Here is a 25,394-nt window from a genome sequence, read left to right on the forward strand (position 1 = left end):
TTCCTTTGTGCATTCTATCGCTTTCTATTCTTTTTTCTAATACCGAAGAACAAGAAACAACAATAGGCCTTCCTTTTTTCAAATCCCAATTGGTGTGTTCAATAAATGCGTTTTCCATCTTCACATTAGAAACAGCATCAACCAAATAAGAACGAAGCATATTATCAAGCCCCAAACCAAATTGAGACATAACAAAACTATCCACAGGAATATCGGCATGTAAAGAACCTGAAGTTCCTATTCGAATAATGTTTAATGAGGTTAGTTTTTCTTTTGGCTTTCTGGTTTCCAAATCGATATTGACAAGTGCATCCAGTTCGTTGATAACAATATCAATATTATCAGGCCCAATTCCAGTAGACATCACCGTTAAGCGTTTACCCTTGTATATACCTGTTTGAGTTTTGAATTCTCTTTTTTGGGTAGAAAATTCAATAGAATCAAAATGTTTGGTGATTTTTGCCACTCGATCTTGGTCACCCACAAAAATAATATCGTGAGCAATGTGTTCGGGTTTCAAATTAAGATGATACACACTCCCGTCAGGATTGAGTATTAATTCGGATTGTTGAATAGCCATCGTTTTTTGCTTAAGGATTTAAAAGTTTAAGGTTTAATACTAAAATCTGCAAACTGCTTACTTTAAATTATCCTCCAACACGTTTTACTTTAAAACCTTTTTCTTTTAAAATAGTCATTATTTTATCGCGGTAATCCCCTTGAATGATAATGGAATCGTCCTTGAAACTTCCGCCAACACTCAATTTGGTTTTAATTTCCTTGGCCAGAATTTTGAAATCTTCGTCAGTTCCTTCGTATCCTTCAATTATAGTGGTGGCTTTTCCTTTTCTTTTTTCGAATTTGCAGATCATTGGTTCTTTTTGAACATATAATTCATGCACTTCTTTTTCAATTGCCTCTTCAGGAGACATTTCGTGATCTGGAAAAAGATTCTTTAATTGGTCTTGTAAATCCATATTTTCTAAATTATAAAAAACCAAATTCCAAATTCCAAAAGTGTATCATTGGAATTTGGAATTTCAGTTTTGGAATTTTATTTCTTACTTCTTAATTAAACCTAAGTCAACTAGGCGTTCGTATAAATAATCCCCTGCAGTAATATCCTCAAATTTCTTAGGATTTTCAGCATCTATACAGTTTTCTAAACAGTTTAATTTCATATCACTTACTGGGTGCATAAAAAACGGAATAGAATAACGAGATGTTCCCCATAATTCTCTAGGTGGATTAACTACTTGATGAATTGTAGATTTTAGTTTGTTATTGGTATGACGCGATAACATATCACCTACATTGATTACCAATTCATCCGGTTCTGCAACGGCATCAATCCAATCACCATTATGGTTTTGAACTTGTAATCCTTTACCTTGAGCTCCCATCAACAAAGTAATCAAATTAATGTCACCATGAGCTGCTGCCCTAATAGCATTCTCAGGCTCAGATGTAATAGGAGGGTAGTGAATAGGTCTTAAGATTGAATTCCCGTCTTTGGCGTATTCGTCAAAATAAAATTCGTCCAATCCAAGATGCAAAGCCAAAGCTCTCAACACATAAACACCTGTTTTTTCAAGCATTTGGTAAGCTTCTTTACCTACAACATTAAAACGTGGTAATTCTTTTACCTCAACATTATCTGGATATTCTGAAGCATATTTGGAATCTTTTTCCACATACTGTCCAAAATGCCAAAACTCTTTCAAATCCCCTTCTTTACGACCTTTGGCATGTTCTTTTCCAAAAGAAACATAACCTCTTTGCCCACCAATTCCAGGAATTTCATAGCTGTGTTTTGTTTCTAATGGCAAGGAAAAGAAATTCCTGATTTCGCCATACAATTCATCAACTAATTGATCGTTTAAAAAATGCCCTTTGAGCGCTACGAAGCCTATATCTTCGAATGCACTTCCGATTTCATTTACAAATTTTTGTTTACGTTTCGGGTCGTCCGAAAGGAAATCACGCAAGTCAACACTAGGAATGTTTTGCATATTATGTATGTATTTAATACTTTAGAAGTTCTAAAACTTCGTAAGCACAAAGATAAAAAATAAAATAGATAAGTTATTTTAAAAATTAATGACATTTTAAAATAATATAACATTTTTGATTTAAACTGTTATATTTATTTATCTTTGAAATATTCACCAAATACTACTAAAAATGAATTTTGATAAAAAAGATCTTTCTAACGAAACCTTATTAAATCTATATAAAAGAATTCTGAAGCCGAGACTGGTAGAGGAAAAAATGTTAATCCTTATTAGACAGGGAAAAGTATCCAAATGGTTTTCCGGTATAGGGCAAGAAGCCATTTCAGTAGGTATTACCGCTGTTTTGGACACCGATGAATACATTCTGCCGATGCACCGTAACTTAGGTGTATTTACAGGAAGAGACATTCCATTGCATCGTTTATTTTCTCAATGGCAAGGCAAAGCCAATGGTTTTACAAAAGGTAGGGACCGAAGTTTTCACTTTGGAACACAGCTTTATAAAATTATCGGAATGATTTCGCATCTGGGACCTCAACTGGGTGTTGCCGATGGAATAGCATTGGCCAATAAATTACAGAAAAACGGAAAAGTAACAGCTGTTTTTACCGGGGAAGGCGCTACAAGTGAAGGTGATTTTCATGAAGCCTTGAATATCGCAGCAGTTTGGGATTTGCCTGTTCTTTTTATAATTGAAAATAACGGTTACGGTTTCTCGACTCCTACCAATGAACAATATCGTTGTGAAAACCTTGCCGACAAAGGAATAGGTTATGGAATCGAAAGTCATATTGTTGACGGGAATAATATTTTGGAAGTATTTAATCTATTAACAGAATTAAAAGCATCGATTGCTGAGAATCCACGTCCAATTTTATTGGAATTCAAAACATTCAGAATGCGAGGTCATGAAGAGGCGAGTGGCACTAAATATGTTCCCCAGGAATTAATGGATTTATGGGCTGCAAAAGACCCTGTGGACAATTACAGAAGCTTTTTATACCAAAACGGTATTCTTACCAAAGAGCATGATGACGAAATACAACACGAAATCAAAAAAGATATTGACGAAAGTTGGGCTATGGCCAATGCCGAACCAGAAATAGTTCCCACTTACGAAGGAGAATTAAATGATGTTTACCAACCCTATATCCATGAAGAGTTCCATCCGAATGCAGAAGTAGAGAATATCCGCTTTATAGATGCTATTTCCGGTAGTTTACGTCAATCAATGGAACGACATGAAAAGTCGGTTATCATGGGACAGGATATTGCCGAATATGGAGGTGCTTTCAAAATAACGGATGGTTTTGTGGCTCAATTTGGCAAAGACCGTGTTCGGAACACACCCATTTGCGAAAGCGCAGTAGTTTCAACAGCAATGGGATTGTCCATAAATGGATATAAAGCTATTGTCGAAATGCAATTTGCCGATTTTGTATCCACTGGATTCAATCCAATTGTGAATTTATTGGCCAAATCACATTACCGCTGGTTGGAGAAAGCCGATGTCGTGGTTCGTATGCCTTGTGGTGGCGGAACTCAGGCGGGACCTTTTCATTCCCAAACCAATGAAGCCTGGTTTACAAAAACTCCAGGTTTAAAAGTGGTTTATCCAGCTTTTCCTTATGATGTCAAAGGTTTGCTGAATGCTTCAATCAACGACCCAAATCCGGTGCTTTTCTTTGAACACAAACAATTATACAGAAGTTTGTCGCAAGACGTCCCAACCGATTATTACACTATTCCATTAGGAAAAGCCGCTTTGCTAAAAGAAGGAAATGATGTCACCATTATCTCTTTTGGGGCCGCAGTACACTGGGCTTTGGAAACATTAGACAAAAATCCTGAAATAAAAGCTGATGTATTGGATTTAAGAACACTTCAACCTTTGGATACCGAAGCTATTTACACGTCAGTTAAAAAGACAGGAAAAGTGATTATTTATCAAGAAGATTCTATGTTTGGTGGCGTTGCCAGCGATATTTCGGCTTTGATTATGGAAAATTGTTTTGAATACTTAGATGCGCCTGTAAAACGTGTGGCGAGTTTGGATTCTCCAATTCCGTTTACAAAGGCATTGGAAGATCAATATTTGCCAAAAAGCAGGTTTGAAACCGAATTAAAAGCACTTTTGGAGTATTAATGAAGAAACTATAAATTGAAAAACAAAAAGGATGTCCGCAATTAGACATCCTTTTTTTATGGAAATAAATTAAAGATCAACTAGCAAAGAGCAAAATAAGAAGCTGTGCTACCAATATTCTACTGATGGTTACTAACGGATAGACTGTTGCGTATGATTGGTTGGGTATATCAGAATCTAAATATTTGGTACTAAAAGCCAATGCAGCAGGATCTGTATAGGAGCCACTCATAATACCAACCATTTGATAAAAATTAAGTTTAAATACAAATCGGCTAATTAATACCAATATGATTAATGGCACAAAAGTGATATAACAACCATAATAGATCCACATCCATCCGTCATTTGCCACAAAATTGTCATAAAAACCATGACCGGCTTTAATCCCAACAGCTTCGAAGAATAAACAAATTCCGAAATCTTTCATGAAATGAATTGCTCCGTTATTGATATACGAATGAATTACACCAACTCCGCCATATCTACTGATAAATAATGCGGCCAAAAGGGGACCAGCGGCCAATCCTAATTTTAACGGAACAGGCAGAGAAGGAATCATTATCGGAATTGAACCTATGATAACCCCAAAAATCAACCCGCCGAAAAGTGAAAGAAAATCGGGTTCCAAAAGTATTTTTTTGGAATTCCCAATAATATTTTCCGCTTCTTGAATTGCTTCTTTACTGCCTACTACCAATAAGGTATCTCCATAATAAAGCTCCAATGTAGGCTGTGCTAAAATTTCTAATCCAGAACGAACTACACGAGTAACTTTTAAACCAAATTGATTGTATAAATCCAATTGTGCTAATGTTTTATGAGTCGCTGTTTTTTTAGTTACACTAAGGATTTTGGTTGTAACATCATCTTCAGATTCAATGAATAAATCCGTTGATACTTTTCCAACAATATCAATAAATTTATTAATGTCTTTTTGCTTAGCCACAACCATCAAAACATCTTTCTCTTTTATTATAGAATCTAATGAAGGTGAAAATACCTCTTTGGTTCCGCTTTGCTTTTGTCTGGAAATAATCACGTCGTCAATGTGGAATTCCTTAAATACTTGGCGAATTGTTTTTCCTACAATATTCGGCTGTGTTACTCTGCATTTTTGACGAACGATTTTATTTTCAGAGTCTTTATTTTTTTCATTAAGTAAAATAACTTCATTTGATAAGTCAATCTTTAAAATATTTTTGACTAAAATTATGATCAATATAATTCCAAAAACACCAATGGGATATGTAATGGCATAAGCAATGGCAGGATCTGCAAAGTGATCCACAGGAAGATTCAATTGCTTTTGAATTTCAATCAAAGTCGATTTGGCAGCTCCTAGTCCAGGCGTATTTGTCACTGAACCCGACATTAATCCAACTGCATTTTCAATTTTCACATTGACAATCAAATGAATTAAATAGGCAATAATTCCACCCAAAAAGACAGTTCCAACTCCCAAAGCATTAAAAATTAAACCTTCCTTTTTGAAAGAAGAAAAAAAACTAGGTCCAACTTGGATACCAATTCCGTATACAAACAGTATCAAACCAAATTCTCGCACGAATTGAATCAATTCAGCATCCATACTGAAGCCTAAATGACCTATATAAAGACCTACAAACATTACCGCAGATACCCCAAGCGAAACACTGCCTATTTTGAGTTTTCCTGCAAAAAAACCAATACTGATTGCCATGAACAATACAATTAAAGATTGTGTCATCTCCGGTGTCTCAGTCGGAGTAAATAATATTTTAAACCAATCAAACATAATATTATATTTTAGTTGTGAATAATGATGTAAATAAATTAATAATTTTGTTATCTTAATATGATAAAAATCAGTTTTGACTTACTTCAATACTAAGAATCAACTCGTTAACAAAAATTAGTAACACTTAAAACAAATATTCATAACTCCTTGTAAAACAACACGAAAGCGAAAACGTTTGCGTATATTTTTTTGACAAACATGATAAAAATCAGTTTTTTTCTTTGATAGCTAGAGTACATTTGATAAAGAAATTAACACATCAAATTACATAAATAAAAAACCATGAAAAACATCAAAATTATTCAGGAATTACACAATTTAGGAATCACAGGATACCATGAAGTTGTATACAACCCTTCTTATGAAGAATTATTCAAAGCAGAAGTTTCTAATAAAAGAAAAGGATATGAAAAAGGTGCTTTAACTGATACAGGTGCAGTTGCAGTAAAAACAGGAGTTTTTACTGGACGTTCTCCTAAAGACAGATACATTGTTAAAGACTCCGTTTCAAAAGACACCATCTACTGGGATGACAAAGTAAATTTCCCAACAACTCAAGGAATTTATGATGAATTGAAAGGACTAGTTCTAAAACAACTTTCAACTTCTCCAAAATTATACGTAGTTGATGCATTTTGCGGAACAAATGCTGACACAAGACTTAAAGTTCGTTTCGTAATGGAAGTTGCTTGGCAGGCTCACTTTGTAACCAATATGTTTATCAGACCTTCAAATTATGAGTTGGAAAACTTTGGACAACCTGATTTCATTGTAATGAACGGTTCAAAAACAGTAAATCCAAATTGGAGAGAACAAGGATTAAACTCTGAAAACTTCGTAGTTTTTAACCTTACTGAAAAAATTCAAATTATTGGAGGAACTTGGTACGGAGGTGAAATGAAAAAAGGTATGTTCTCTATGATGAACTACTATTTACCATTAAAAGGGATGGCTTCTATGCACTGTTCTGCCAACGTTGGTGAAAAAGGAGATGTTGCGGTATTCTTCGGGCTTTCAGGAACAGGAAAAACAACACTTTCTGCAGACCCAAAAAGATACCTAATTGGTGATGATGAGCACGGATGGGATAACAATGGAGTATTTAACTATGAAGGAGGTTGTTATGCCAAAGTAATTGATTTATCAGAAGAAAATGAACCAGACATCTGGAGAGCTATTAAAAGAGATGCGTTATTAGAAAATGTAATTGTTGACGAGTACGGAGAAATTGATTATTACGATCACTCAATAACTGAAAACTCTAGAGTTTCTTACCCAATTTATCATATCAATAAAATTGTGTTGCCATCTAAAGCTGGACATGCAAGCAAAATCATTTATCTTTCTGCTGATGCATTTGGAGTATTGCCTCCAGTATCTATCTTAGATGAAGATCAAGCTCAATATCACTTCTTATGTGGATATACTTCAAAATTAGCAGGAACTGAAAGAGGAATTACTTCTCCAGAACCTTCTTTCTCTCCAGCATTTGGTGAAGCTTTCCTAACATTACACCCAACAATGTATTCTAAAACATTAATTGGAAAAATGAAAGAACACGGAGCAAAAGCATATTTAGTAAATACAGGTTGGAATGGAACAGGAAAAAGAATTTCTCTTAAAAACACAAGAGCAATCATTGATGCAATTATCAACAGTGAGATCGATGCTGCAGAAACAAAAACTGTTCCTTTCTTAAACCTAACTATCCCAACTGCATTAACAAATGTTAGTGAAGGAATCCTTGATCCAAGAGATACTTATAAAAATACTGATGAATGGGAAAGCAAAGCAAAAGATTTATCAGAACGTTACATTAAAAATTTCGAACAATATACTGATACTGAAGAAGGAAAACGTTTAGTCGCTGCGGGACCTTCTTTGGAAGCAGTTTTAAATTAGTAGCTTACTAATAATTATTTTAAGGTTGGTTAAACACCTGTTAATACTGCATAAAAAACAGTATTGGCAGGTGTTTTGTGATTTTAATTTAAAATGCTTTCTAAGATTAATTCTTTTTGTGATAATTCAACAAACCCATTCATTTTGAGTTTTTTAATTTAACAAATAATTATTGAAACGTTAAAATAAAAATTGGATTGTAATTGATTTATCCTCTATATTTGCAAAAGAAACAAAGAGTTATCTAATTTTATAAAGTTATGTTATCAATTCAATTACATCATCATCATTCTCATAATTGCTCTCAAGCGATGTGTTAATGGTATGCGTGTAAATCACAATAATCTAAACCCGTTTGAGTACATCAAACGGGTTTTTTATTACCTATTCTTTGTACTCAAGCATTAATTTAAACTACAAACTAAAAAACTAAAAATGAGTACACTTAAAATTGCAATTCAAAAATCAGGACGTTTAAACGAAGAAAGCATCCAAATCCTAAAAGATGCAGGCATCTCAATCGATAATGGAATAGATCAATTAAAAGCAGAGGCTTCGAATTTTCCTTTAGAGGTTTTGTATTTACGAAATTCAGATATTCCTCAATATTTAATCGACGGAGTAGTCGACATTGCTATTGTTGGAGATAATTTATTGGTTGAAAAAGGAAAAAATATTGAAGTAATTCAAAAATTAGGATTTTCAAAATGCAAAGTATCTGTAGCGGTCCCTAAAGCATTCGATTACAAATCCATTCAAGATTTAGAAGGGATGCGAATAGCAACTTCTTATCCTAATACTGTAATTGATTTTTTCAGTTCTAAAGGAATAACAGTTGATATTCACCAAATATCCGGTTCGGTAGAAATTGCACCAAATATAGGCTTAGCAGATGCAATTGTCGATATTGTTTCTAGCGGAAGTACTTTGTTTAAAAATAATTTAAAGGAAGTTGAGGTTATTTTTAAAAGTGAAGCGGTATTAGCGGTTTCTCCAAAAGTAAGCCCTGAATCTCAAAAAATAATTAATACATTAAAATTTAGAATTGAATCAGTATTAAGAGCAAGAAAATCGAAATACATTCTGATGAATATTCCAAATGACAAAATTGATGCAGTTGGAAAGATCCTTCCTGTATTGCGAAGTTTAACCGTTTTGCCATTGGCGCAAGAAGGATGGAGTAGTGTACACTCGGTAATTGACAAAGACACTTTTTGGGAAGTAATCGACCGCTTGAAAGAAGTTGGTGCCGAAGGAATTTTAGTTTGTCCAATCGAAAAAATGGTACTTTAGAAGCTGTAAGCTTTAGGCAATAAGCCGTAAGCTTTCTTACTAAGACTAGAAGTTATTTAAATTGCTTAAAGCTTACAGCTTATAGCATAAAGCATAAAAAAATGAATAAAATATACAACCCAAAACCAGAAACTTGGTCAGCTATTTTAGAAAGACCAACTAAAACAGTTGATGATATTGAAGCAACTGTAAAAGGGATTTTCAAGGAAGTACAGGCAAAAGGTGATTTTGCTGTTGCAAAATATACGTCTCTTTTTGATGGGGTTTCAGTACCTGATTTAGAAGTTTCCCAAACCGAAATAGCAACTGCAATCGCTACTATCTCTAAAGAGTTAAAAGAAGCTATTCAATTGGCAAAATCAAATATTGAAAAATTCCACGCTGCCCAAAAAACGAACCGCGTTGTAGTAGAAACTATTGAGGGTGTAAACTGTTGGCAGGAAAAAAGACCAATCCAAAAAATTGGTTTATATATTCCCGGCGGAACTGCTCCTTTATTTTCAACTGTATTGATGCTGGCTGTACCTGCTAATCTTGCAGGTTGTAGCGAAATCGTACTGTGTTCGCCTCCAGATAAAAATGGGAATATCAATCCAGCCATTTTGTATGCTGCTTATTTGTGTGGTGTAACCAAAATTTTGAAAGTAGGCGGTATTCAAGCCATTGCTGGGATGACTTTTGGAACTGTTACTATCCCAAAAGTGTATAAAATATTTGGTCCAGGAAACCAATTTGTAACTGTAGCCAAACAATTGGCAACTCAATTTGGTGTAGCCATCGATATGCCGGCAGGACCTTCCGAATTATTGATTGTTGCCGATGATACAGCCAATGCAGCCTTTGTCGCTTCCGATTTACTATCTCAAGCAGAACACGGAACAGACAGCCAAGTGATTTTGGTTTCTACTTCAAAAGAATTAATTGATGAAGTAGAAAAAGAAATTCAATCTCAAATGGATGCTCTTCCAAGAAAAGCCATAGCAGAGAAAGCCATTACCAATTCGAAATTGATTTATGTTGAAAATGATAAAATTGCTTTAGAATTAATCGACGAATACGGCCCGGAACACTTTATCATTTGTACTAAAGATGAAGATTTTTATGTAAACAATATTGGCAACGCAGGTTCAGTTTTCATTGGAAACTATACTCCGGAAAGTGCGGGAGATTACGCTTCGGGAACTAATCACACCTTGCCTACGAATGGTTATGCCAAAAATTATAGCGGAGTGAACCTTGATAGTTTTACCAAATCAATGACTTTTCAAAAAATTTCTAAAAAAGGAATACAAAATATTGGTTCAGCTATAGAAATAATGGCCGAAGCCGAGGGATTACAAGCCCACAAAAATGCAGTTACCTTACGATTAAAAGCCCTTGAAAATGACAAATAGTTTTAGTTTAGATAGTTTAGTTCGTGACAATGTCAAGGTTTTAAAGCCTTATTCGTCAGCGAGAGATGAATTTGAGGATTTTGACACCGCCGATATGGTTTTTTTGGATGCCAATGAAAACCCTTACAATAGTGGCGTAAATCGTTATCCTGACCCGCAACAGGCATCGGTAAAAAGCATATTAGCGAAACAACACAAAGTAAATCCTAACCAAATGTTGTTAGGAAATGGTAGCGATGAGGTTCTAGATTTGATTTTTAGAGCTTTTTGCGAGCCAAAAATTGACAATGTAATTACTTTACCACCTACATACGGAATGTACGGAGTATTGGCTAATATCAATGCTGTAGAAAATAGAGAAGTCCTGCTTTCAACCGATTTTCAACCTCAAATTGAAAAAATCTTTAAAGCAATTGATGACAATACTAAAATGATTTTTCTTTGTTCGCCCAATAACCCAACCGGGAATTCTTTTTCAGAAGAAAGTGTTACGACTTTATTGGAGCACTTTAATGGTTTGATTGTTATTGACGAAGCATATATTGATTTTTCAGAAAAAGAAAGCTGGTTGCAAAAAATTGATCAATATCCAAATTTGATTATCACACAGACACTTTCAAAAGCATATGGTTTGGCCGGAATCCGATTGGGAATTTGTTATGCTTCCGCAGAAATAATTTCGGTTTTAAACAAAATAAAACCACCTTATAATGTAAACGAGTTAACTCAAAGAAGAGCTTTAGAAAGATTAGACAATACCAATGCGATAAAATCAGAAATCAAAGCAATTATAAGCCAAAGAGAAGAATTACTTAAAGTTTTACTTGATGTAAAATATGTTGAGAAAATATATCCTACTGAGGCTAATTTCATCTTGGTTAAAGTAGATAATGCCAACAAAAGATACGATGATTTAATCGCGAAAGGAATTGTAATCCGCAATAGAACAACTCAGCCGTTATGTGATAATTGTTTGCGTTTGACTATTGGAACAGAAGAAGAAAATAAAAAATTAATTGAGGCATTAATAGCTTAAGAAAATGAAGAAAGTACTTTTTATAGATCGTGACGGAACGATTGTATTAGAACCGGAAGGATATCAATTAGACAGTTTAGATAAATTGGAATTTTATCCAAAAACATTTCAATATTTGGCAAAAATCGCCAAAGAAATGGATTATGAATTGGTTATGGTTACTAATCAGGATGGATTGGGAACCGACAGTTTTCCCGAAGATACTTTTTGGCCTACGCAAAACTTTATTTTGAGAGCTTTTGAAAACGAAGGTGTTCTTTTTGATGATATTTTTGTGGATCGTTCTTTCCCGGAAGACAATGCACCAACTCGTAAGCCAAGAACTGGAATGCTGACCAAATACATTGACAATCCCGACTACGATTTAGCCAATTCATTTGTTTTAGGAGATCGTTTGACCGATGTTGAATTGGCCAAAAACTTAGGTGCTAAAGCTATTTTTATGAAATCAGAAGATGATTTAGGAGTAGCAGAAATCTCAAGTAAAAAAGAAGAACTAGACGAAGTTATCGTCTTGCAATCTACTGATTGGAAAGCCATCTATGAGTTTTTAAAACTTGAAGCGCGTTCGGCATCGATCACAAGAAAAACCAATGAAACAGATATTTATATCAACCTAAACTTGGACGGAACAGGAAAAAGTAAAATCGAAACCGGTATTGCGTTTTTTGACCATATGTTAGACCAAATTGCCCGTCACGGACAAATGGACTTGGAAATTTTGGTAAAAGGCGATTTAGAAGTTGATGAACACCACACGATTGAAGATACTGCAATTGCATTGGGAGAAGTTTTTGCAAAAGCATTAGGGAATAAATTAGGAATAGAGCGTTATGGTTTTTGTTTGCCAATGGACGACTGCTTATCGCAGGTAGCCATTGATTTTGGAGGTAGAAACTGGTTGGTTTGGGAAACCGAATTCAAACGTGAAATGGTGGGTAAAATGCCAACAGAGATGTTTTATCATTTCTTTAAATCATTTTCAGATGGTGCCAAAGCCAATATCAACATCAAAGCAGAAGGAACCAACGAACATCACAAAATTGAAGCCATCTTTAAAGCTTTTGCGAAAGCGATAAAAGTAGCCGTAAAACGCGATACAGAGAAGATGATTTTGCCTTCAACAAAAGGAATGCTTTAATAATAAAAATCATGGATGCACAAAAATTTGCTAAAGAATGGATTGAATCTTGGAATTCTCATGATTTGGAAAATATAATGCAACATTATTCTGAAGATATCGAGATTACTACACCAATGATAAAATTGGCTGCAGGAATAGAAATTGGTTCTCTTTTCGGAAAAGAATCAGTTAGAGAGTATTGGAATAAAGCCCTAACTAAGTTTCCCGATTTACATTTTGAACTTATAGAAGTTACATCGGGTGTTAATTCAGTGGCTTTATATTACAAATCTATTATGAATAAAATGGCGATCGAAGTTATGTTTTTCAATAATGAAGGATTGGTAAATAAAATGATAGCCCATTATACTACTTAAGAAAATGAAAATAGTAATCATAAATTACGGAGCAGGAAACATTCAAAGCATTATGTTTGCTATCGAGAGATTGGGATATAAAGCGATTTTGAGCAACGATCCTGAAGAAATAAAAGCAGCCGATAAAGTAATTTTCCCTGGAGTGGGCGAGGCAAGTTACGCGATGAAAATGCTAAAACAAAGCGGTCTTGATACTTTGATTCCAACGCTGAAACAACCCGTATTCGGAATTTGTTTGGGTATGCAATTGATGTGCAATTCTTCTGAGGAAGGAAATACAGAAGGATTGGGCATTTTTGATGTAGATGTGATTAAATTTTCCTCAAAAGTAAAAGTGCCACAAATGGGTTGGAATAACATTTATAACCTAAAATCAGATTTGTTTAAAGGAATTGCCGAGAACGAATATATGTATTTGGTTCATAGTTTTTATGCCTCAATTTGCAAAGAAACCATTGCCACAACTAATTACGACTTGGAATATTCATCGGCCTTAGAAAATGATAATTTCTACGGAACACAATTTCACCCGGAAAAAAGTGGTGATGTCGGAGAGAAAATCCTTGGAAACTTTTTGAAGTTATAAATTTCAATAGTAATATTAAAAATCAGCGGAATGAGATTGCTACGTTCCTCGCAATGACAAATAAAATGAGAATAATACCCGCAATAGACATCATCGAAGGAAAATGTGTTCGTTTATCCAAAGGCGATTACAATACCAAAATCATATACAATGAAAATCCTTTGGAAGTGGCCAAATCATTTGAAGCCCACGGAATTGAATATTTACACTTGGTTGATTTGGATGGAGCTAAATCAAGCAAGATTGTTAATTATAAAATATTAGAACAAATCGCTTCACAAACCAAATTGAAAATTGATTTTGGTGGTGGTTTAAAAGCTGATTCTGACTTGAAAATTGCTTTTGAATCAGGTGCCAACCAAATAACTGGTGGAAGTATCGCTGTAAAAAATAGAGCTATTTTCGAGAAATGGATTGTAGAGTATGGTTCAGACAAAATTATTTTAGGAGCTGATGCGAATAACGAAAAAGTAGCCGTTTCAGGTTGGCTGGAAGATTCTGATGAGGACTTAGTGCCATTTATTCAAGATTATCAAAATAAAGGAATTCAGTACGTAATTTGTACCGATATTGCCAAAGACGGAATGTTGGAAGGTCCAAGTTTTGATTTGTATGCCAAAATCCTAACAGAAGCTAATGGCATAAAATTAATCGCCTCTGGAGGAATTTCTACATTTGATGAATTACCTAAACTGGCGGAATTAGGTTGTGAAGGAACAATTATTGGAAAAGCCATTTACGAAGGAAGAATTTCGTTGAAACAATTAGAGGATTTTATAATTAGATAATGAGAAAATTAGTCAATTAGGTAATTTTATGCGAAACTTAAAAATTATCTAATTCTCAAGTTCTCAAATTGACACATTAAAAAAGATGTTAACAAAAAGAATAATACCCTGTCTCGATATAAAAAACGGAAGAACCGTGAAAGGTGTTAATTTCGTAGATTTGCGTGATGCCGGTGATCCTGTCGAATTGGCCAAAATCTATTCAGATGAAGGTGCTGATGAATTGGTTTTCCTGGATATTTCGGCAACCGAAGAGAGAAGGAGAACTTTGGTTGATTTAGTTCGAAAAGTAGCGGCAACGATTAATATTCCGTTTACTGTGGGTGGTGGAATTTCGGCAGTTGAAGACGTAGAAGTTTTGCTTCAAAATGGGGCCGATAAGGTTTCAATTAATTCATCGGCGGTAAAAAATCCGCAGTTGATTAATGATTTGGCACAAAAATTTGGAAGTCAATGTGTGGTTGTCGCCATAGATGCCAAACAAATTGATGGAGAATGGATCGTGCATTTAGTAGGTGGAAAAGTTCCAACTGAGATGAATTTGTTTGATTGGGCAAAAGAAGTAGAGGAAAGAGGAGCTGGAGAAATCCTTTTTACCTCAATGAATCACGATGGAACCAAAAATGGATTTGCTAATGAAGCTTTGGCAAAATTATCTCAATTGGTTAATATTCCGATAATAGCTTCTGGCGGAGCTGGCAATATGCAACATTTTGTAGATACTTTTATTGATGGAAAAGCAGATGCAGCATTGGCCGCAAGTGTATTTCATTTTAAGGAAATTGAAATCAAAGCCTTGAAAAAAGAATTAAAAAATAACAATATAGAAGTTAGAATTTAGAAAAAAGATAAAAGAAAATCGGATTAGATAATCTTTCAATCTTTTAATTTTCACCCGAGCCTGAAAGGCGAACGGACGAAGTAATCATTAAATTATAAAAATGAACATAGATTTTTCAAAAAGCGCACACGGATTAATTCCTGCCATCATACAAGACAGTGAAACCAAAAACGTTTTGATGCTGGGCTACATGAATGCCGAAGCATATCAAAAAACAATCGATACCCAAAAGGTGACTTTCTACAGCCGTTCTAAGCAAAGACTTTGGACAAAAGGTGAAGAAAGCGGTAACTTCTTAAATTTGGTTGATATCAAAAATGACTGTGATAACGATACATTGTTAATTCAAGTACAACCTGTGGGACCAACGTGCCACAAAGGAACTGATACTTGTTGGGCAACGGAAAATAAACAAGAATATGGTTTTATTTCGAACCTGGAAAACACTATCAAAACCAGAAGAGAAAATGCTGATTCTGAAAAAAGTTACGTAGCATCTTTATTCAAATTGGGAATCAACAAAATTGCTCAAAAAGTAGGTGAAGAAGCAGTTGAAGTGGTAATTGAGGCCAAAGATGACAACGATGATTTATTCTTGAGTGAAAGTGCAGATTTACTATTTCATTATTTAATCCTACTGCAAGCAAAAGGATTTCAATTGAATGATGTAGTTGATGTTTTAAAAAGCCGTCAGAAATAATAGCCATAGTTCTAATAAATAAGCCTCAATAGTTAAGTCAACTTTTGAGGCTTTCTTATTTATCTTTAGAATTAAAAGCAAACCTTACTTTCATTTATTGAAAACATCTTTAAACTCAAAAGTTTTAAATTGTTCTGGCTGATGAAAGCCAAATTGCGAACCATTATATGCAGAAATTGCTAAATAATCAGTTTCTTTTCCATAATCAATCCTAAAAATATTTCCTCTCCACTTTGTGTTTATCGTTGGGATTAAAAAACCACTATTTTTAATTGTGGATAAACTGGAAAATGGGAGTTTAATTTCCACACAAAAACCGTCTTTATCTATTTTACTAACCGTTTCCATTTGTGAAATATCCAAAGAAATATCCGTTTTCCATCCTCCACAATCAGACGATACACAATTAATTAGCATATCATAATTCGTTGAAAAAGCATTCACGCCAATTTCAAGATAATTTTGACTGTCTCCATCTGCATCAATAAAAATTTCAACTAAATCATCTCTGTCAAAAATGGGATAATCATGTTTTCTTGTTGATCCAACAATTTTAGAATCGCCACAGCGATATGCTAAATAAAGATTTTGAGAATCCCATGAAAGAGAAACATAAGTCTCTTGAGCACCTTTTTCTCCAGAATTATGCTTAACAAATGGTCCGATGAAGGGATTTTTCCAATCGGATAAATCACCATCGATTATTGGCACATTCATTCTTTTGTATATTGGAATTGTTTGTGAATGAATCACAATTGAATAGCAAAAAAACACAAAATAAAATAAACGGTTACTATTCATAATTAGGATTTTAACTTAATGCTTTGCTAAAATTAGGCAAGTAATTTAAGAAAACAATATTTTTATAAAGTTAGAAAATTGAAAATAGTTCCAATTTACATTTGAATGTTTACATTTGTTGCAACATAATATTAGTTTAAATACCTATTCTTCAAAAATTAAAAATGTATGAAAAAACATTTCGGCATTCTCTTTTTTGCTCTATTCGCTTATAATGGAGCAACTGCACAAGGACTACTTGGTAAGTCTGAAATTCTTTTTACTCGACAAGATTCTTTAAGAGGTAGTATCACCAAGGAGCGAGTTTGGTGGGATGTAAAACATTATTCCTTGGATATAAAAGTAAATCCTGCAGACAGCACAATTACAGGATCTAACACTATTCAATATAAAGTTTTACAGCCTTATAAAGTTATGCAAATTGACTTGCAAAATCCGATGAAAATTACCAAAGTGACGCAAGATGGAGTTGCATTACAATACAAAAGAGAAGACAATGTCTTTTTCATAACACTAGCTTCTGTACAAAATATAGGTGCAATAAAAGAAGTAAAAGTGTTTTATAACGGTAAACCAAAAGTAGCTGTTAGACCACCGTGGGATGGAGGATTAACTTGGAAAAAAGATAATAATGGAAAAGATTTTATAGCATCTTCCTGTCAAGGATTAGGAGCCAGTGTTTGGTGGCCAAACAAAGATCATATGTATGATGAGGTTGAAGGAATGAAAATTAGTGTGAATGTCCCAGGAAAATTAATGGATGTCTCCAATGGTCGTTTGCAAAATGTAAAAACACTAAAAGACGGTACAAAAACGTATACTTGGGTTGTAAAAAATCCGATCAACAATTATGGAGTAAATATCAATATTGGTGATTACGTGACTTTTTCAGAGAAATACAAAGGAGAAAAAGGTGATTTAGACTGTACTTACTATGTTTTGAAAGATAATTTAGGCAAAGCCAAAGAACAATTCAAAGAAGTCCCAAGAATGCTGAAAGCTTTTGAATATTGGTTCGGACCTTATCCTTTCTATGAAGATAGTTACAAACTTGTTGAAGTTCCTTATCTTGGAATGGAACATCAAAGTAGCGTGACTTATGGAAATGGTTACCAAAATGGTTATTTGGGACGCGATTTGAGTGGAACGGGCTGGGGATTAAAATTTGACTTTATTATTGTGCATGAATCAGGACACGAGTGGTTTGCTAATAATATTACTTATAAAGACATTGCCGATATGTGGATTCACGAGAGTTTCACCAATTATTCCGAAAGTCTTTTTGTAGAATACTATTATGGAAAGGAGGCAGGTTTTGAGTATGAAAGAGGCGTAAGAAAAAATATTAAAAATGACATTCCAATTATTGGTCATTATGACGTAAACAATGAAGGTTCTGGTGATATGTACCCTAAAGGCTCAAATATGTTACACACATTACGCCAACTGGTAAATGACGATGCAAAATGGAGAATTATTTTGAGAGGCTTAAACAGTACCTTCTATCATCAAACGGTGACTACCAAACAAATTGAAGATTATCTAAGCCAACAAGTTGGTATGGATTTGAATCCGTTTTTTAATCAATATTTAAGAGACATTAGAATTCCAACATTAGAATATACTTTTCAAGACAACACTTTGAAATACCGTTGGACAAATATTGTTTCTGGTTTTAACATGCCTTTAAAGGTTGCTCTAAACGGAACAGAAGTTACTTTGAACCCAAAGGCAGACTGGAGTGAATTTACCAATTCTTCAAAAATTGAAAAAGTAGAAGTAAATAAGGATTTCTATGTTTTTAGTAATGAGGTTGCAAAACAATAGTAATATAATTTTTCCCTAGAACAATAAAAAAAAGCCTCCCACATTAATAAGCATAGTATTGACAGAAAGATTTGACACCAACCGTCACAAAAAACTTTATGGACTAGACCATTTAAGAGCATTTGCAATTATATTTGTTTTTCTATTTCATTATTTTATTCTTAGTGGGGGACAACCCGAATGGTTGCCAAGTTTTGCTAAATTTGGTTGGACTGGAGTGGATTTGTTTTTTGTTTTAAGCGGATTTTTAATTTCTTCCCAACTCTTTGGACAAATCAAAGAAGGAAAAGTTATTTCATTTAAGTTGTTTTTCTTAAAACGATTTTTTAGAATTCTTCCTGCATTTTGGATAACTGTTGCGCTTTATTATTGTTTTCCTATTTATCGAGAAAAAGAAGCTTTACCTCCTGTTTGGAAGTTTTTGACTTTTACTCAGAATTTAGGGCTAAATCTAAAAGACTTTGGTACATTTTCACATGCTTGGTCTCTTTGCGTAGAAGAACATTTTTATTTATTCCTACCTATTATTTTGATTTTGCTACAGTTTTCAAAATTGTTCAACAAATCCTATTGGTTAATTATTGCTTTATTTCTATTTGGGTTTTCAATTCGTATATATAGTTTTGACCAATTATACCTTCCAAAAATTAATGACGAGAATAATTGGATGTATTGGTACAAATACATTTATTATCCAACTTACAACCGTTTGGATGGGCTTTTAGTTGGAGTTTCAATTGCAGGAATTTATCAGTTTTTACCAAACATTTGGTCTAAAATATCCAATTTCGGAGATCATTTTTTGATTCTCAGTTTATTCGTCTTAATAGGGGCTTATTTTTTATGTGAAGACACACAATCTTACTATTCCTCAGTTTTTGGTTTTCCATTAATTGCAATTGGATATGGTTTTATGGTCATCGGAGCAATCTGTCCAAGTAGTTTTTTATTCAAATGGAATTCAAAACTAACAACATTTATTGCGACGCTTTCTTATGCAATTTACCTAACCCACAAAGGAATAATACACATAACACATCAACTTTTAACAGATTTTAAGATAAATAGTAATTTGATGCTCGTAATCTGTATTATAACATGCCTTCTTGGTGCATATTTACTAAACTGGTCTGTTGAAAAACCATTTATGAAATTGAGAAATAAAATAATAGAACAAAAATAAATCAAAAGAAAAATACATTTATTATTACAAAATAACGATGCAATCATATATAAAAAAAGGCTTTCATTACTATTCTAGTAAGAAAGCCCTTTTTTTATGTCAAAATAAGTTTAAATTAAATTCTTTGATACATATTCCCAACTTGTTTTAATAGAATCGGTTGGATTTGGAGAATAATTAGTTTCTTGTTCTACAAAAAAGTGTTGCATTCCCGAAAGCTTAGCTTCTGCAAAAATGGCTTTAAAGTTGATGCTTCCTTCACCAATTTCCGTATTCCATTCCACTTTGGATTTATCCATATCTTTTACATGCCACATCGTAAATCGTCCAGGATTAGTTTTGAATAATTGCAAAGGATCATTTCCTGAGCGAACTGCCCAATATAAATCCAATTCAAAATCAACTAATTTTTTATCAGTTTCTTGCAATAAAATATCATATCCACATTGATTACCATATTTCATAAACTCAAAATCATGGTTATGATAAGCCAATTTCAATCCAGATTGTTTACATAAAGCAGCTGCTTCGTTTATTTTTTGTGCTATTTGTTTGTAGTCATCTAACTTACTTCTTAAACTTTCTTCTAACCAAGGAACGACCACATATTCACTTCCTAATATATTAGCGCATTCAATAGATGATTTCAGAAAATCGACATTACCATCTTTTATAAATGATTTAAAATCATAATGACCACTTGTCGCTTTTAGTCCATTATCAGTAAGTATCTTTTTGAAATCTTTTGGAGAAGTGCCAAAAAATCCTTTTTCAGCTGAATATCCATACGTTTCAACTTCTTTATACCCAGACTTAGCGACATGTTCCAAAACTCCTTTTACGTCTTTAGAAAATGCTTCTCGCAAAGTGTACAATTGAAGACCAATATTTTTCGGTTTAATTGAAAAGGCTAGGGAAGGAGCAATTGCCAATGCACCTAAAGCCAAACCGCTATTAATTATAAAATCTCTTCTCTTTATCATTGTTTTTACTTTTTATTAGATTAAAAATTAAATATCACAAATCGTAATTGCCTTTTTTAGGGAGGCCATTTTATCTTTTTGTTTAGGAATAAACTCTTGCCCAACAAAACCTGTAAAACCAGTATCAGCAATAGCTTTCATTATGGCACTGTAATTGAGTTCTTGAGTTTCATCAATTTCATTTCGCCCTGGAACTCCACCAGTATGATAATGTGCAATGTAGTTGTGATTTTCTTTTATGGTTCGAATAACATCGCCTTCATCTATTTGCATATGGTAAATATCATAAAGGAGTTTAAAATTTTCCGAATTGATACGTTTCACCAATTCCACTCCCCAATAGGTTTTATCACATTGATAATCTTTATGATCAATCTTACTGTTCAATAATTCCATAACCAAGGTAACTTTATGTTTTTCAGCTAATGGAATTAACTTTTGCAACCCAAGTACACAATTATTCCAGCCTTCTTCATCCGTTTTTCCTCTTCTGCTTCCGCTAAAACAAATCAAGTTTTTGTAGCCCGCTTCAGCAACTAAAGGAATCATTTCCGTATAATTCTTAATCAGTTGATCATGAAATTTTGGATCATTAAAACCATCCACTAAATTTAATTCGGCACCATTACACATAGTGGAAACAAGATTATGTTTCTTAAGTATTGGCCAATCTTTTGGGCCAACCAAATCAATACCTGTAATTCCGATTTTTTTAGCTTCCACACAAAGCGTTTCAACATCAAAATCATTGAAACACCAACGAGCTACTGAATGATTAATTCTTCCTTTCAACATATTAGAATCTAATTTTAATTCTTCTTTAGGAGTAACCAAAGCAGATAAACTTGTTGGAATTCCTAAAGTAACAGTTCCTGCGAGAATGCCTTTTATAGCGGTTCTTCTATCAAAACTTGCACTCATCTTTTCTATATTTAAATTACTTAAATTTCATTTACTGCTTTGTTTTTGTCTTGAAATAAAAGAGCAAAAATCAAGAATACTGCAAAAGCAATTCCGGCAGGAATTATCCATACCATTTGCCAATCGATTGCACCTTCAACCGTTTTATAATTATCCGTAATCCAGCCTGCGACTGCAAACCCAATTAACATTCCAATACCGTAAGTTGCTAATGTTATCAACCCTTGAGCGGCACTTTTGTATTTTTCTCCTGCTTTTGAATTGGTATAAATTTGTCCTGAAACAAAGAAAAAATCATAACAAATCCCGTGTAAAGCGATTCCAATAATAAGCATAAAACTTAATTCATCACCATTGCCATAAGCAAATAAAACATAACGAACTGCCCAAGCAAGCATTCCCACTAGAATTGTTTTCTTGAATCCAAAGCGTGCAAAAAATACAGGAATGAATAATAAAAATAGTGCTTCTGATATTTGTCCTATTGCCATTTTTCCTGTTGGATTTTCAACCCCAGCGGATGTCAGGAACGGATGTGCATTTTGATAATAAAAAGCCAACGGAATACAAATCAGAATCGATGAAATAAAAAATATCAAGAAATTCTTATCTTTTAAAAGTTTTAAAGCATCTAGACCAATAATATCTGCAATTTTGATTTTTCCTTCACTAACTTTCGGTGGTGTTTTAGGCAATGTAAAACTTAACAACCCTAAAACCAAAGCTGCAATTCCTGCCAAAAGGAATGTGTTTTTAAGTAATCCATTAGAAACAGCTTCTGCAGAATCCCAATGAAACAAGAAACTAATAGACAATCCAGCTAAAATCCAACCTATTGTACCCCAAACTCTAATATTTGCAAACTCTTTCTCCGGATCTTTCATTTGGTTAAATGCCACTGAATTTACCAAAGCCAATGTTGGCATATACAAAACCATATAACTCAATACATAGACATAAAACGCCCCAACATCAGTCGATTGATACATTTGATACATTAAAAATGCACCTGCTAAATGTAAAATACCTAATATTTTCTCAGCATTAAAATAACGATCTGCTATCAAACCAATAATAAAAGGAGCAATGATGGCCCCCCAAGATTGGGTAGAAAAAACAGCTGCTGTTTCTGAACCAGAAGCTTTTAAATTGTTTCCTAAAAAAGTTCCAAGAGTGACAAACCATGCCCCCCAGATAAAAAATTCCAGAAACATCATTACAGATAATTTAATGCGGATAGTTGTATTCATAAAGTAAAGTTGATTTTTGGTTAAGTTTGTTTGGAGCTATTATTTGCAACCAGTTGTCGTTTCCATCGTATTCCATTCTTTAATCATGATGTTACGATACCAAACGTTATTGCCGTGATCTTGTAAAGCAATTTTTCCTTTTTTGAACGTTCCAAAAGCTGGCCACGCAGCAAATTTACTTCCTGCAACCAAAGCTTTGAAATTATCATCCCAAAGTACAGTTTCTACAACAATTACTCCGTTTAAAACGTAAGTCAGTTTTCCGTTTTTACAAACAATTTCAGCAGTATTCCATTCTCCAACCGGTTTCACTGGTTCCGATTTACTTTGAATTAAATCATATAAATCTCCAGCTCGGTGTTTCGTTATTTTTCCATCCGGATGACCGTCATTATCCAAAACTTGCATTTCTAAACCAGTTTCATAGGTGTTTTTATATTTTTGCGCGTTTTCATTTATATAAAAAATGATTCCACTATTCGCATTTGGTGCCACTTTCCAGTCCACTTTTAAATGAAAATTTTCATATTCTGCATCAGTTACCAAATCTCCTCCTTGACCATTTTTGGCGGCTTCTGGATCAAAATGCAATACGCCATCTTCAACTTTCCATCCAGAACTAGCCGAAGTTTTTCCATAAGTATGCCAACCTGTTGTTGTTTTTCCATCAAAAAGGGGTTTAAATCCTTTTTGAGCTTGCATGGTTTGAAATAAAGTGAATACTAATACTGTTGTTATTATTTTTTTCATGTGTTTACTATTTAATTTTATTATTTTAAAAACTTAGGTTTTTCCAACCTTCTCTATAATTACGTTTTACAAATTGATTGACATCATCTATATTAGTTACTTTCTTGGCATCATTATCCCAAAGAAGCTTAACCGAACGGCCTGGGAATACATCTTCGCCTAATACCTCTTTATGCAAATCATACCCTCTTACAGCAAGATTAGCCATTAATAAAGCTTCTGTTAATGGACCAGCAATTTCAAAAGGCGAACTCAATTCTTTTTTGCCATATCCTGCAATACAGCCTTCTATCCATTGTTTTTGATGACCACTGGCACCATCTTTTACTCGAGGATACTTCTCTGCAATTTTTAGATTTTCATTGCGACTTAAAGGTAACAATCTTGGATTTTCACTATAAGTATCACAAATCATTTTTCCTTTGGTACCAATGAATAAAGTACCATTCCCACCATCACCAAATATTTCGTTTGCACCTAATTCTTCTGGACGTTCTGGTTGAATACCGCCATCCATCCAATGCATTTTGATATCACCTTTCGTTTTATCTGTTTTGGGAAATGTTAATACCACATGACTTGAAGGAGGGCAACTTTCTGGGAAATAACCTCTTTTGAATTCATCAACATAGACAGAGCCTACACTGCACTGAACATCTTTAGCATATTTTAGATTTAAAACAGAGAATGGAGCTTCCATTAAATGACATCCCATATCTCCTAATGCACCAGTTCCATAATCCCACCAACCTCGCCAATTGAATGGCACTAATTTGTCTACATAATTTTTATTCGGAGCTGTTCCAAGCCATAAATCCCAATCCAATTCCTTAGGAATTTCAGTTTTTGCCGTTGACCAAGGAATTCCTTGTGGCCAAACAGGTCTATCTGTCCACGCATAAACCGTATGTACATCTCCAATCAAATCTGCATCGTACCATTCTTTTAGAATCCTAGTACCATCATTGGACGATCCTTGATTTCCCATTTGTGTTACTACTTTATAACGAGCAGCCGCTTGAGTCATCATATGTGCCTCATAAATATCATGTGCCATTGGTTTCTGCACATAAACATGCTTGCCTAACTGCATAGCAGAAAAGGCTTGAATAGCATGATTATGATCGGGTGTAGAAACTGATACGGCATCAAAATTTTTATGCTCTTTGTCTAGCATTTCACGCCAATCCTTGTAAAATTTTGCTTTCGGTAAAGCTTTTACACTATCAGCGGCTCTGCGTGTATCGACATCACACAAAAAAGCTACATTTGCAAGTCCACTTTTCTCAAAAGAAGCAACATCTGACCTTCCTTTTCCACCAACACCAATACTTGCAATTAACAATCTGTCACTAGGAGCTACAAAACCTCTGCCCATGACATGTCTTGGAATAATCATAAAAGCAGCTGTCGCCAGCACACCTTTTTTTAGAAAATCCCTTCGAACAACCGATTCTGGTTCTTTATTTTTATTAAAGTCTTGATCCATAAAGTAGGTTTCAATTTATTTATTCAATGATAGAATGTATTTGGCAATTTTTTTAGCGTCATCTTTTTTTAATGCAGTATGGGCCGCCATGGGTATTGTGCCCCAAACACCAGAACCTCCTTTAATAATTTTATCCGATAAATAGTTGATGTTTTTGTCATTCATTGGATATTTTTTGGCAATATCCAAAAAAGAGGGCCCAATTACTT

The 25,394-nt window shown here is 34.0% G+C and carries 24 protein-coding genes; 13 read left to right on the forward strand and 11 right to left on the reverse strand.

Going from position 1 to position 25,394, the window contains the following annotated elements:
* The 3 genes from VFS71_RS09040 to VFS71_RS09050 form a co-directional block, all read right to left on the reverse strand.
* Positions 1 to 580, reverse strand: a 580-nt coding sequence (locus tag VFS71_RS09040; protein WP_326400758.1) for a phosphorylase, incomplete at its 3' end; no start/stop codon positions are given.
* Between the two features lie 67 nt (positions 581 to 647).
* Positions 648 to 977 carry a translation initiation factor gene (locus VFS71_RS09045; RefSeq protein WP_326400760.1) on the reverse strand — a complete coding sequence of 110 codons (330 nt, stop codon included), beginning with the start codon at positions 975 to 977 and terminating at the stop codon, positions 648 to 650.
* Positions 978 to 1,061: 84 nt separating this feature from the next.
* A complete protein-coding gene (locus VFS71_RS09050; RefSeq protein ID WP_326400762.1) occupies positions 1,062 to 2,012 on the reverse strand; it encodes an isopenicillin N synthase family dioxygenase in 951 nt (316 codons plus the stop codon).
* Between the two features lie 172 nt (positions 2,013 to 2,184).
* Between VFS71_RS09050 and VFS71_RS09055 the strand changes: the two genes are divergently transcribed.
* Positions 2,185 to 4,161: a dehydrogenase E1 component subunit alpha/beta gene (locus VFS71_RS09055; protein WP_326400764.1), complete on the forward strand. Its 1,977-nt coding sequence runs from the start codon at positions 2,185 to 2,187 to the stop codon at positions 4,159 to 4,161.
* A 76-nt stretch (positions 4,162 to 4,237) separates the two neighbouring features.
* Here VFS71_RS09055 and VFS71_RS09060 read toward each other — a convergent pair whose 3' ends face one another.
* Positions 4,238 to 5,938 (reverse strand): putative transporter, encoded by a 1,701-nt coding sequence (locus tag VFS71_RS09060; RefSeq protein WP_326400766.1) that lies wholly within the window; start codon positions 5,936 to 5,938, stop codon positions 4,238 to 4,240.
* Positions 5,939 to 6,223: 285 nt separating this feature from the next.
* Here VFS71_RS09060 and pckA point away from each other — a divergent pair, with 285 nt between their 5' ends.
* The 10 genes from pckA (at position 6,224) to hisIE (ending at position 15,981) form a co-directional block, all read left to right on the forward strand.
* Entirely contained in the window at positions 6,224 to 7,843 is a 1,620-nt protein-coding gene (gene pckA, locus VFS71_RS09065) for a phosphoenolpyruvate carboxykinase (ATP) (protein ID WP_326400768.1), read from the forward strand.
* A gap of 435 nt (positions 7,844 to 8,278) precedes the next feature.
* The gene (gene hisG / locus VFS71_RS09070; RefSeq protein WP_326400770.1) at positions 8,279 to 9,136 is read left to right on the forward strand and encodes an ATP phosphoribosyltransferase; all 858 of its coding nucleotides are present in this window, start codon (positions 8,279 to 8,281) and stop codon (positions 9,134 to 9,136) included.
* A gap of 101 nt (positions 9,137 to 9,237) precedes the next feature.
* Positions 9,238 to 10,530 (forward strand): histidinol dehydrogenase, encoded by a 1,293-nt coding sequence (gene hisD / locus VFS71_RS09075; RefSeq protein ID WP_326400772.1) that lies wholly within the window; start codon positions 9,238 to 9,240, stop codon positions 10,528 to 10,530.
* The gene (gene hisC, locus VFS71_RS09080; RefSeq protein WP_326400774.1) at positions 10,520 to 11,566 is read left to right on the forward strand and encodes a histidinol-phosphate transaminase; all 1,047 of its coding nucleotides are present in this window, start codon (positions 10,520 to 10,522) and stop codon (positions 11,564 to 11,566) included. Before hisD ends, hisC begins: the two co-directional genes overlap by 11 nt.
* A gap of 4 nt (positions 11,567 to 11,570) precedes the next feature.
* On the forward strand, positions 11,571 to 12,707 hold the full coding sequence (gene hisB / locus VFS71_RS09085; RefSeq protein WP_326400776.1) for a bifunctional histidinol-phosphatase/imidazoleglycerol-phosphate dehydratase HisB: 1,137 nt from the start codon (positions 11,571 to 11,573) through the stop codon (positions 12,705 to 12,707).
* A gap of 11 nt (positions 12,708 to 12,718) precedes the next feature.
* Positions 12,719 to 13,066, forward strand: coding sequence for a nuclear transport factor 2 family protein (locus tag VFS71_RS09090; protein WP_326400778.1), 348 nt, complete (start codon positions 12,719 to 12,721; stop codon positions 13,064 to 13,066).
* A gap of 4 nt (positions 13,067 to 13,070) precedes the next feature.
* The gene (gene hisH / locus VFS71_RS09095; RefSeq protein WP_326400780.1) at positions 13,071 to 13,652 is read left to right on the forward strand and encodes an imidazole glycerol phosphate synthase subunit HisH; all 582 of its coding nucleotides are present in this window, start codon (positions 13,071 to 13,073) and stop codon (positions 13,650 to 13,652) included.
* A 65-nt stretch (positions 13,653 to 13,717) separates the two neighbouring features.
* On the forward strand, positions 13,718 to 14,440 hold the full coding sequence (hisA, locus tag VFS71_RS09100) for a 1-(5-phosphoribosyl)-5-[(5-phosphoribosylamino)methylideneamino]imidazole-4-carboxamide isomerase (protein WP_326400782.1): 723 nt from the start codon (positions 13,718 to 13,720) through the stop codon (positions 14,438 to 14,440).
* Positions 14,441 to 14,525: 85 nt separating this feature from the next.
* Positions 14,526 to 15,281 carry an imidazole glycerol phosphate synthase subunit HisF gene (gene hisF / locus VFS71_RS09105; protein ID WP_326400783.1) on the forward strand — a complete coding sequence of 252 codons (756 nt, stop codon included), beginning with the start codon at positions 14,526 to 14,528 and terminating at the stop codon, positions 15,279 to 15,281.
* Positions 15,282 to 15,381: 100 nt separating this feature from the next.
* Entirely contained in the window at positions 15,382 to 15,981 is a 600-nt protein-coding gene (hisIE, locus tag VFS71_RS09110; RefSeq protein ID WP_326400784.1) for a bifunctional phosphoribosyl-AMP cyclohydrolase/phosphoribosyl-ATP diphosphatase HisIE, read from the forward strand.
* Positions 15,982 to 16,071: 90 nt separating this feature from the next.
* Here hisIE and VFS71_RS09115 read toward each other — a convergent pair whose 3' ends face one another.
* A complete protein-coding gene (locus tag VFS71_RS09115) occupies positions 16,072 to 16,698 on the reverse strand; it encodes a carbohydrate-binding family 9-like protein (protein ID WP_326400785.1) in 627 nt (208 codons plus the stop codon).
* A gap of 252 nt (positions 16,699 to 16,950) precedes the next feature.
* On the opposite strand from VFS71_RS09115, the gene VFS71_RS09120 reads away from it, so the two are divergent.
* Together VFS71_RS09120 and VFS71_RS09125 are read left to right on the forward strand one after the other, a co-directional pair.
* Positions 16,951 to 18,609, forward strand: coding sequence for a M1 family metallopeptidase (locus VFS71_RS09120; RefSeq protein ID WP_326400787.1), 1,659 nt, complete (start codon positions 16,951 to 16,953; stop codon positions 18,607 to 18,609).
* 58 nt (positions 18,610 to 18,667) lie between these two features.
* Positions 18,668 to 19,792, forward strand: coding sequence for an acyltransferase (locus VFS71_RS09125; RefSeq protein WP_326400789.1), 1,125 nt, complete (start codon positions 18,668 to 18,670; stop codon positions 19,790 to 19,792).
* Positions 19,793 to 19,902: 110 nt separating this feature from the next.
* Here the strand turns inward: VFS71_RS09125 and VFS71_RS09130 are convergent, their stop codons facing one another.
* The 6 genes from VFS71_RS09130 to VFS71_RS09155 all read right to left on the reverse strand — a co-directional run.
* The gene (locus VFS71_RS09130; protein ID WP_326400791.1) at positions 19,903 to 20,775 is read right to left on the reverse strand and encodes a sugar phosphate isomerase/epimerase; all 873 of its coding nucleotides are present in this window, start codon (positions 20,773 to 20,775) and stop codon (positions 19,903 to 19,905) included.
* Between the two features lie 27 nt (positions 20,776 to 20,802).
* Positions 20,803 to 21,696, reverse strand: a complete 894-nt coding sequence (locus tag VFS71_RS09135; RefSeq protein WP_326400793.1) for a hydroxypyruvate isomerase family protein — start codon at positions 21,694 to 21,696, stop codon at positions 20,803 to 20,805.
* A 20-nt stretch (positions 21,697 to 21,716) separates the two neighbouring features.
* Positions 21,717 to 22,946, reverse strand: a complete 1,230-nt coding sequence (locus VFS71_RS09140; RefSeq protein ID WP_326400795.1) for a nucleoside permease — start codon at positions 22,944 to 22,946, stop codon at positions 21,717 to 21,719.
* A gap of 39 nt (positions 22,947 to 22,985) precedes the next feature.
* A complete protein-coding gene (locus VFS71_RS09145; protein ID WP_326400797.1) occupies positions 22,986 to 23,696 on the reverse strand; it encodes a DUF1080 domain-containing protein in 711 nt (236 codons plus the stop codon).
* 25 nt (positions 23,697 to 23,721) lie between these two features.
* Positions 23,722 to 25,185, reverse strand: a complete 1,464-nt coding sequence (locus VFS71_RS09150) for a Gfo/Idh/MocA family oxidoreductase (RefSeq protein WP_326400799.1) — start codon at positions 25,183 to 25,185, stop codon at positions 23,722 to 23,724.
* A gap of 15 nt (positions 25,186 to 25,200) precedes the next feature.
* The coding region (locus VFS71_RS09155) for a c-type cytochrome (RefSeq protein WP_414655994.1) at positions 25,201 to 25,394 on the reverse strand (194 nt) is incomplete at its 5' end.

It is taken from the genome of Flavobacterium sp. (assembly GCF_035760125.1).
In the GTDB taxonomy this organism is placed as follows: Bacteria; Bacteroidota; Bacteroidia; order Flavobacteriales; family Flavobacteriaceae; genus Flavobacterium.

Coding starts and splice junctions, on each gene's coding strand:
- VFS71_RS09145 (WP_326400797.1), bottom strand. CDS start 23,696: ATGAAAAAAATAATAACAACAGTATTAGTATTCACTTTATTTCAAACC.
- VFS71_RS09135 (WP_326400793.1), bottom strand. CDS start 21,696: ATGAGTGCAAGTTTTGATAGAAGAACCGCTATAAAAGGCATTCTCGCA.
- hisIE (WP_326400784.1), top strand. CDS start 15,382: ATGAACATAGATTTTTCAAAAAGCGCACACGGATTAATTCCTGCCATC.
- VFS71_RS09150 (WP_326400799.1), bottom strand. CDS start 25,185: ATGGATCAAGACTTTAATAAAAATAAAGAACCAGAATCGGTTGTTCGA.
- VFS71_RS09130 (WP_326400791.1), bottom strand. CDS start 20,775: ATGATAAAGAGAAGAGATTTTATAATTAATAGCGGTTTGGCTTTAGGT.
- hisF (WP_326400783.1), top strand. CDS start 14,526: ATGTTAACAAAAAGAATAATACCCTGTCTCGATATAAAAAACGGAAGA.
- VFS71_RS09140 (WP_326400795.1), bottom strand. CDS start 22,946: ATGAATACAACTATCCGCATTAAATTATCTGTAATGATGTTTCTGGAA.
- pckA (WP_326400768.1), top strand. CDS start 6,224: ATGAAAAACATCAAAATTATTCAGGAATTACACAATTTAGGAATCACA.
- hisH (WP_326400780.1), top strand. CDS start 13,071: ATGAAAATAGTAATCATAAATTACGGAGCAGGAAACATTCAAAGCATT.
- hisC (WP_326400774.1), top strand. CDS start 10,520: ATGACAAATAGTTTTAGTTTAGATAGTTTAGTTCGTGACAATGTCAAG.
- VFS71_RS09055 (WP_326400764.1), top strand. CDS start 2,185: ATGAATTTTGATAAAAAAGATCTTTCTAACGAAACCTTATTAAATCTA.
- hisD (WP_326400772.1), top strand. CDS start 9,238: ATGAATAAAATATACAACCCAAAACCAGAAACTTGGTCAGCTATTTTA.
- hisB (WP_326400776.1), top strand. CDS start 11,571: ATGAAGAAAGTACTTTTTATAGATCGTGACGGAACGATTGTATTAGAA.
- VFS71_RS09115 (WP_326400785.1), bottom strand. CDS start 16,698: ATGAATGTGCCAATAATCGATGGTGATTTATCCGATTGGAAAAATCCC.
- VFS71_RS09050 (WP_326400762.1), bottom strand. CDS start 2,012: ATGCAAAACATTCCTAGTGTTGACTTGCGTGATTTCCTTTCGGACGAC.
- VFS71_RS09045 (WP_326400760.1), bottom strand. CDS start 977: ATGGATTTACAAGACCAATTAAAGAATCTTTTTCCAGATCACGAAATG.
- VFS71_RS09060 (WP_326400766.1), bottom strand. CDS start 5,938: ATGTTTGATTGGTTTAAAATATTATTTACTCCGACTGAGACACCGGAG.
- VFS71_RS09090 (WP_326400778.1), top strand. CDS start 12,719: ATGGATGCACAAAAATTTGCTAAAGAATGGATTGAATCTTGGAATTCT.
- hisG (WP_326400770.1), top strand. CDS start 8,279: ATGAGTACACTTAAAATTGCAATTCAAAAATCAGGACGTTTAAACGAA.
- hisA (WP_326400782.1), top strand. CDS start 13,718: ATGAGAATAATACCCGCAATAGACATCATCGAAGGAAAATGTGTTCGT.
- VFS71_RS09120 (WP_326400787.1), top strand. CDS start 16,951: ATGAAAAAACATTTCGGCATTCTCTTTTTTGCTCTATTCGCTTATAAT.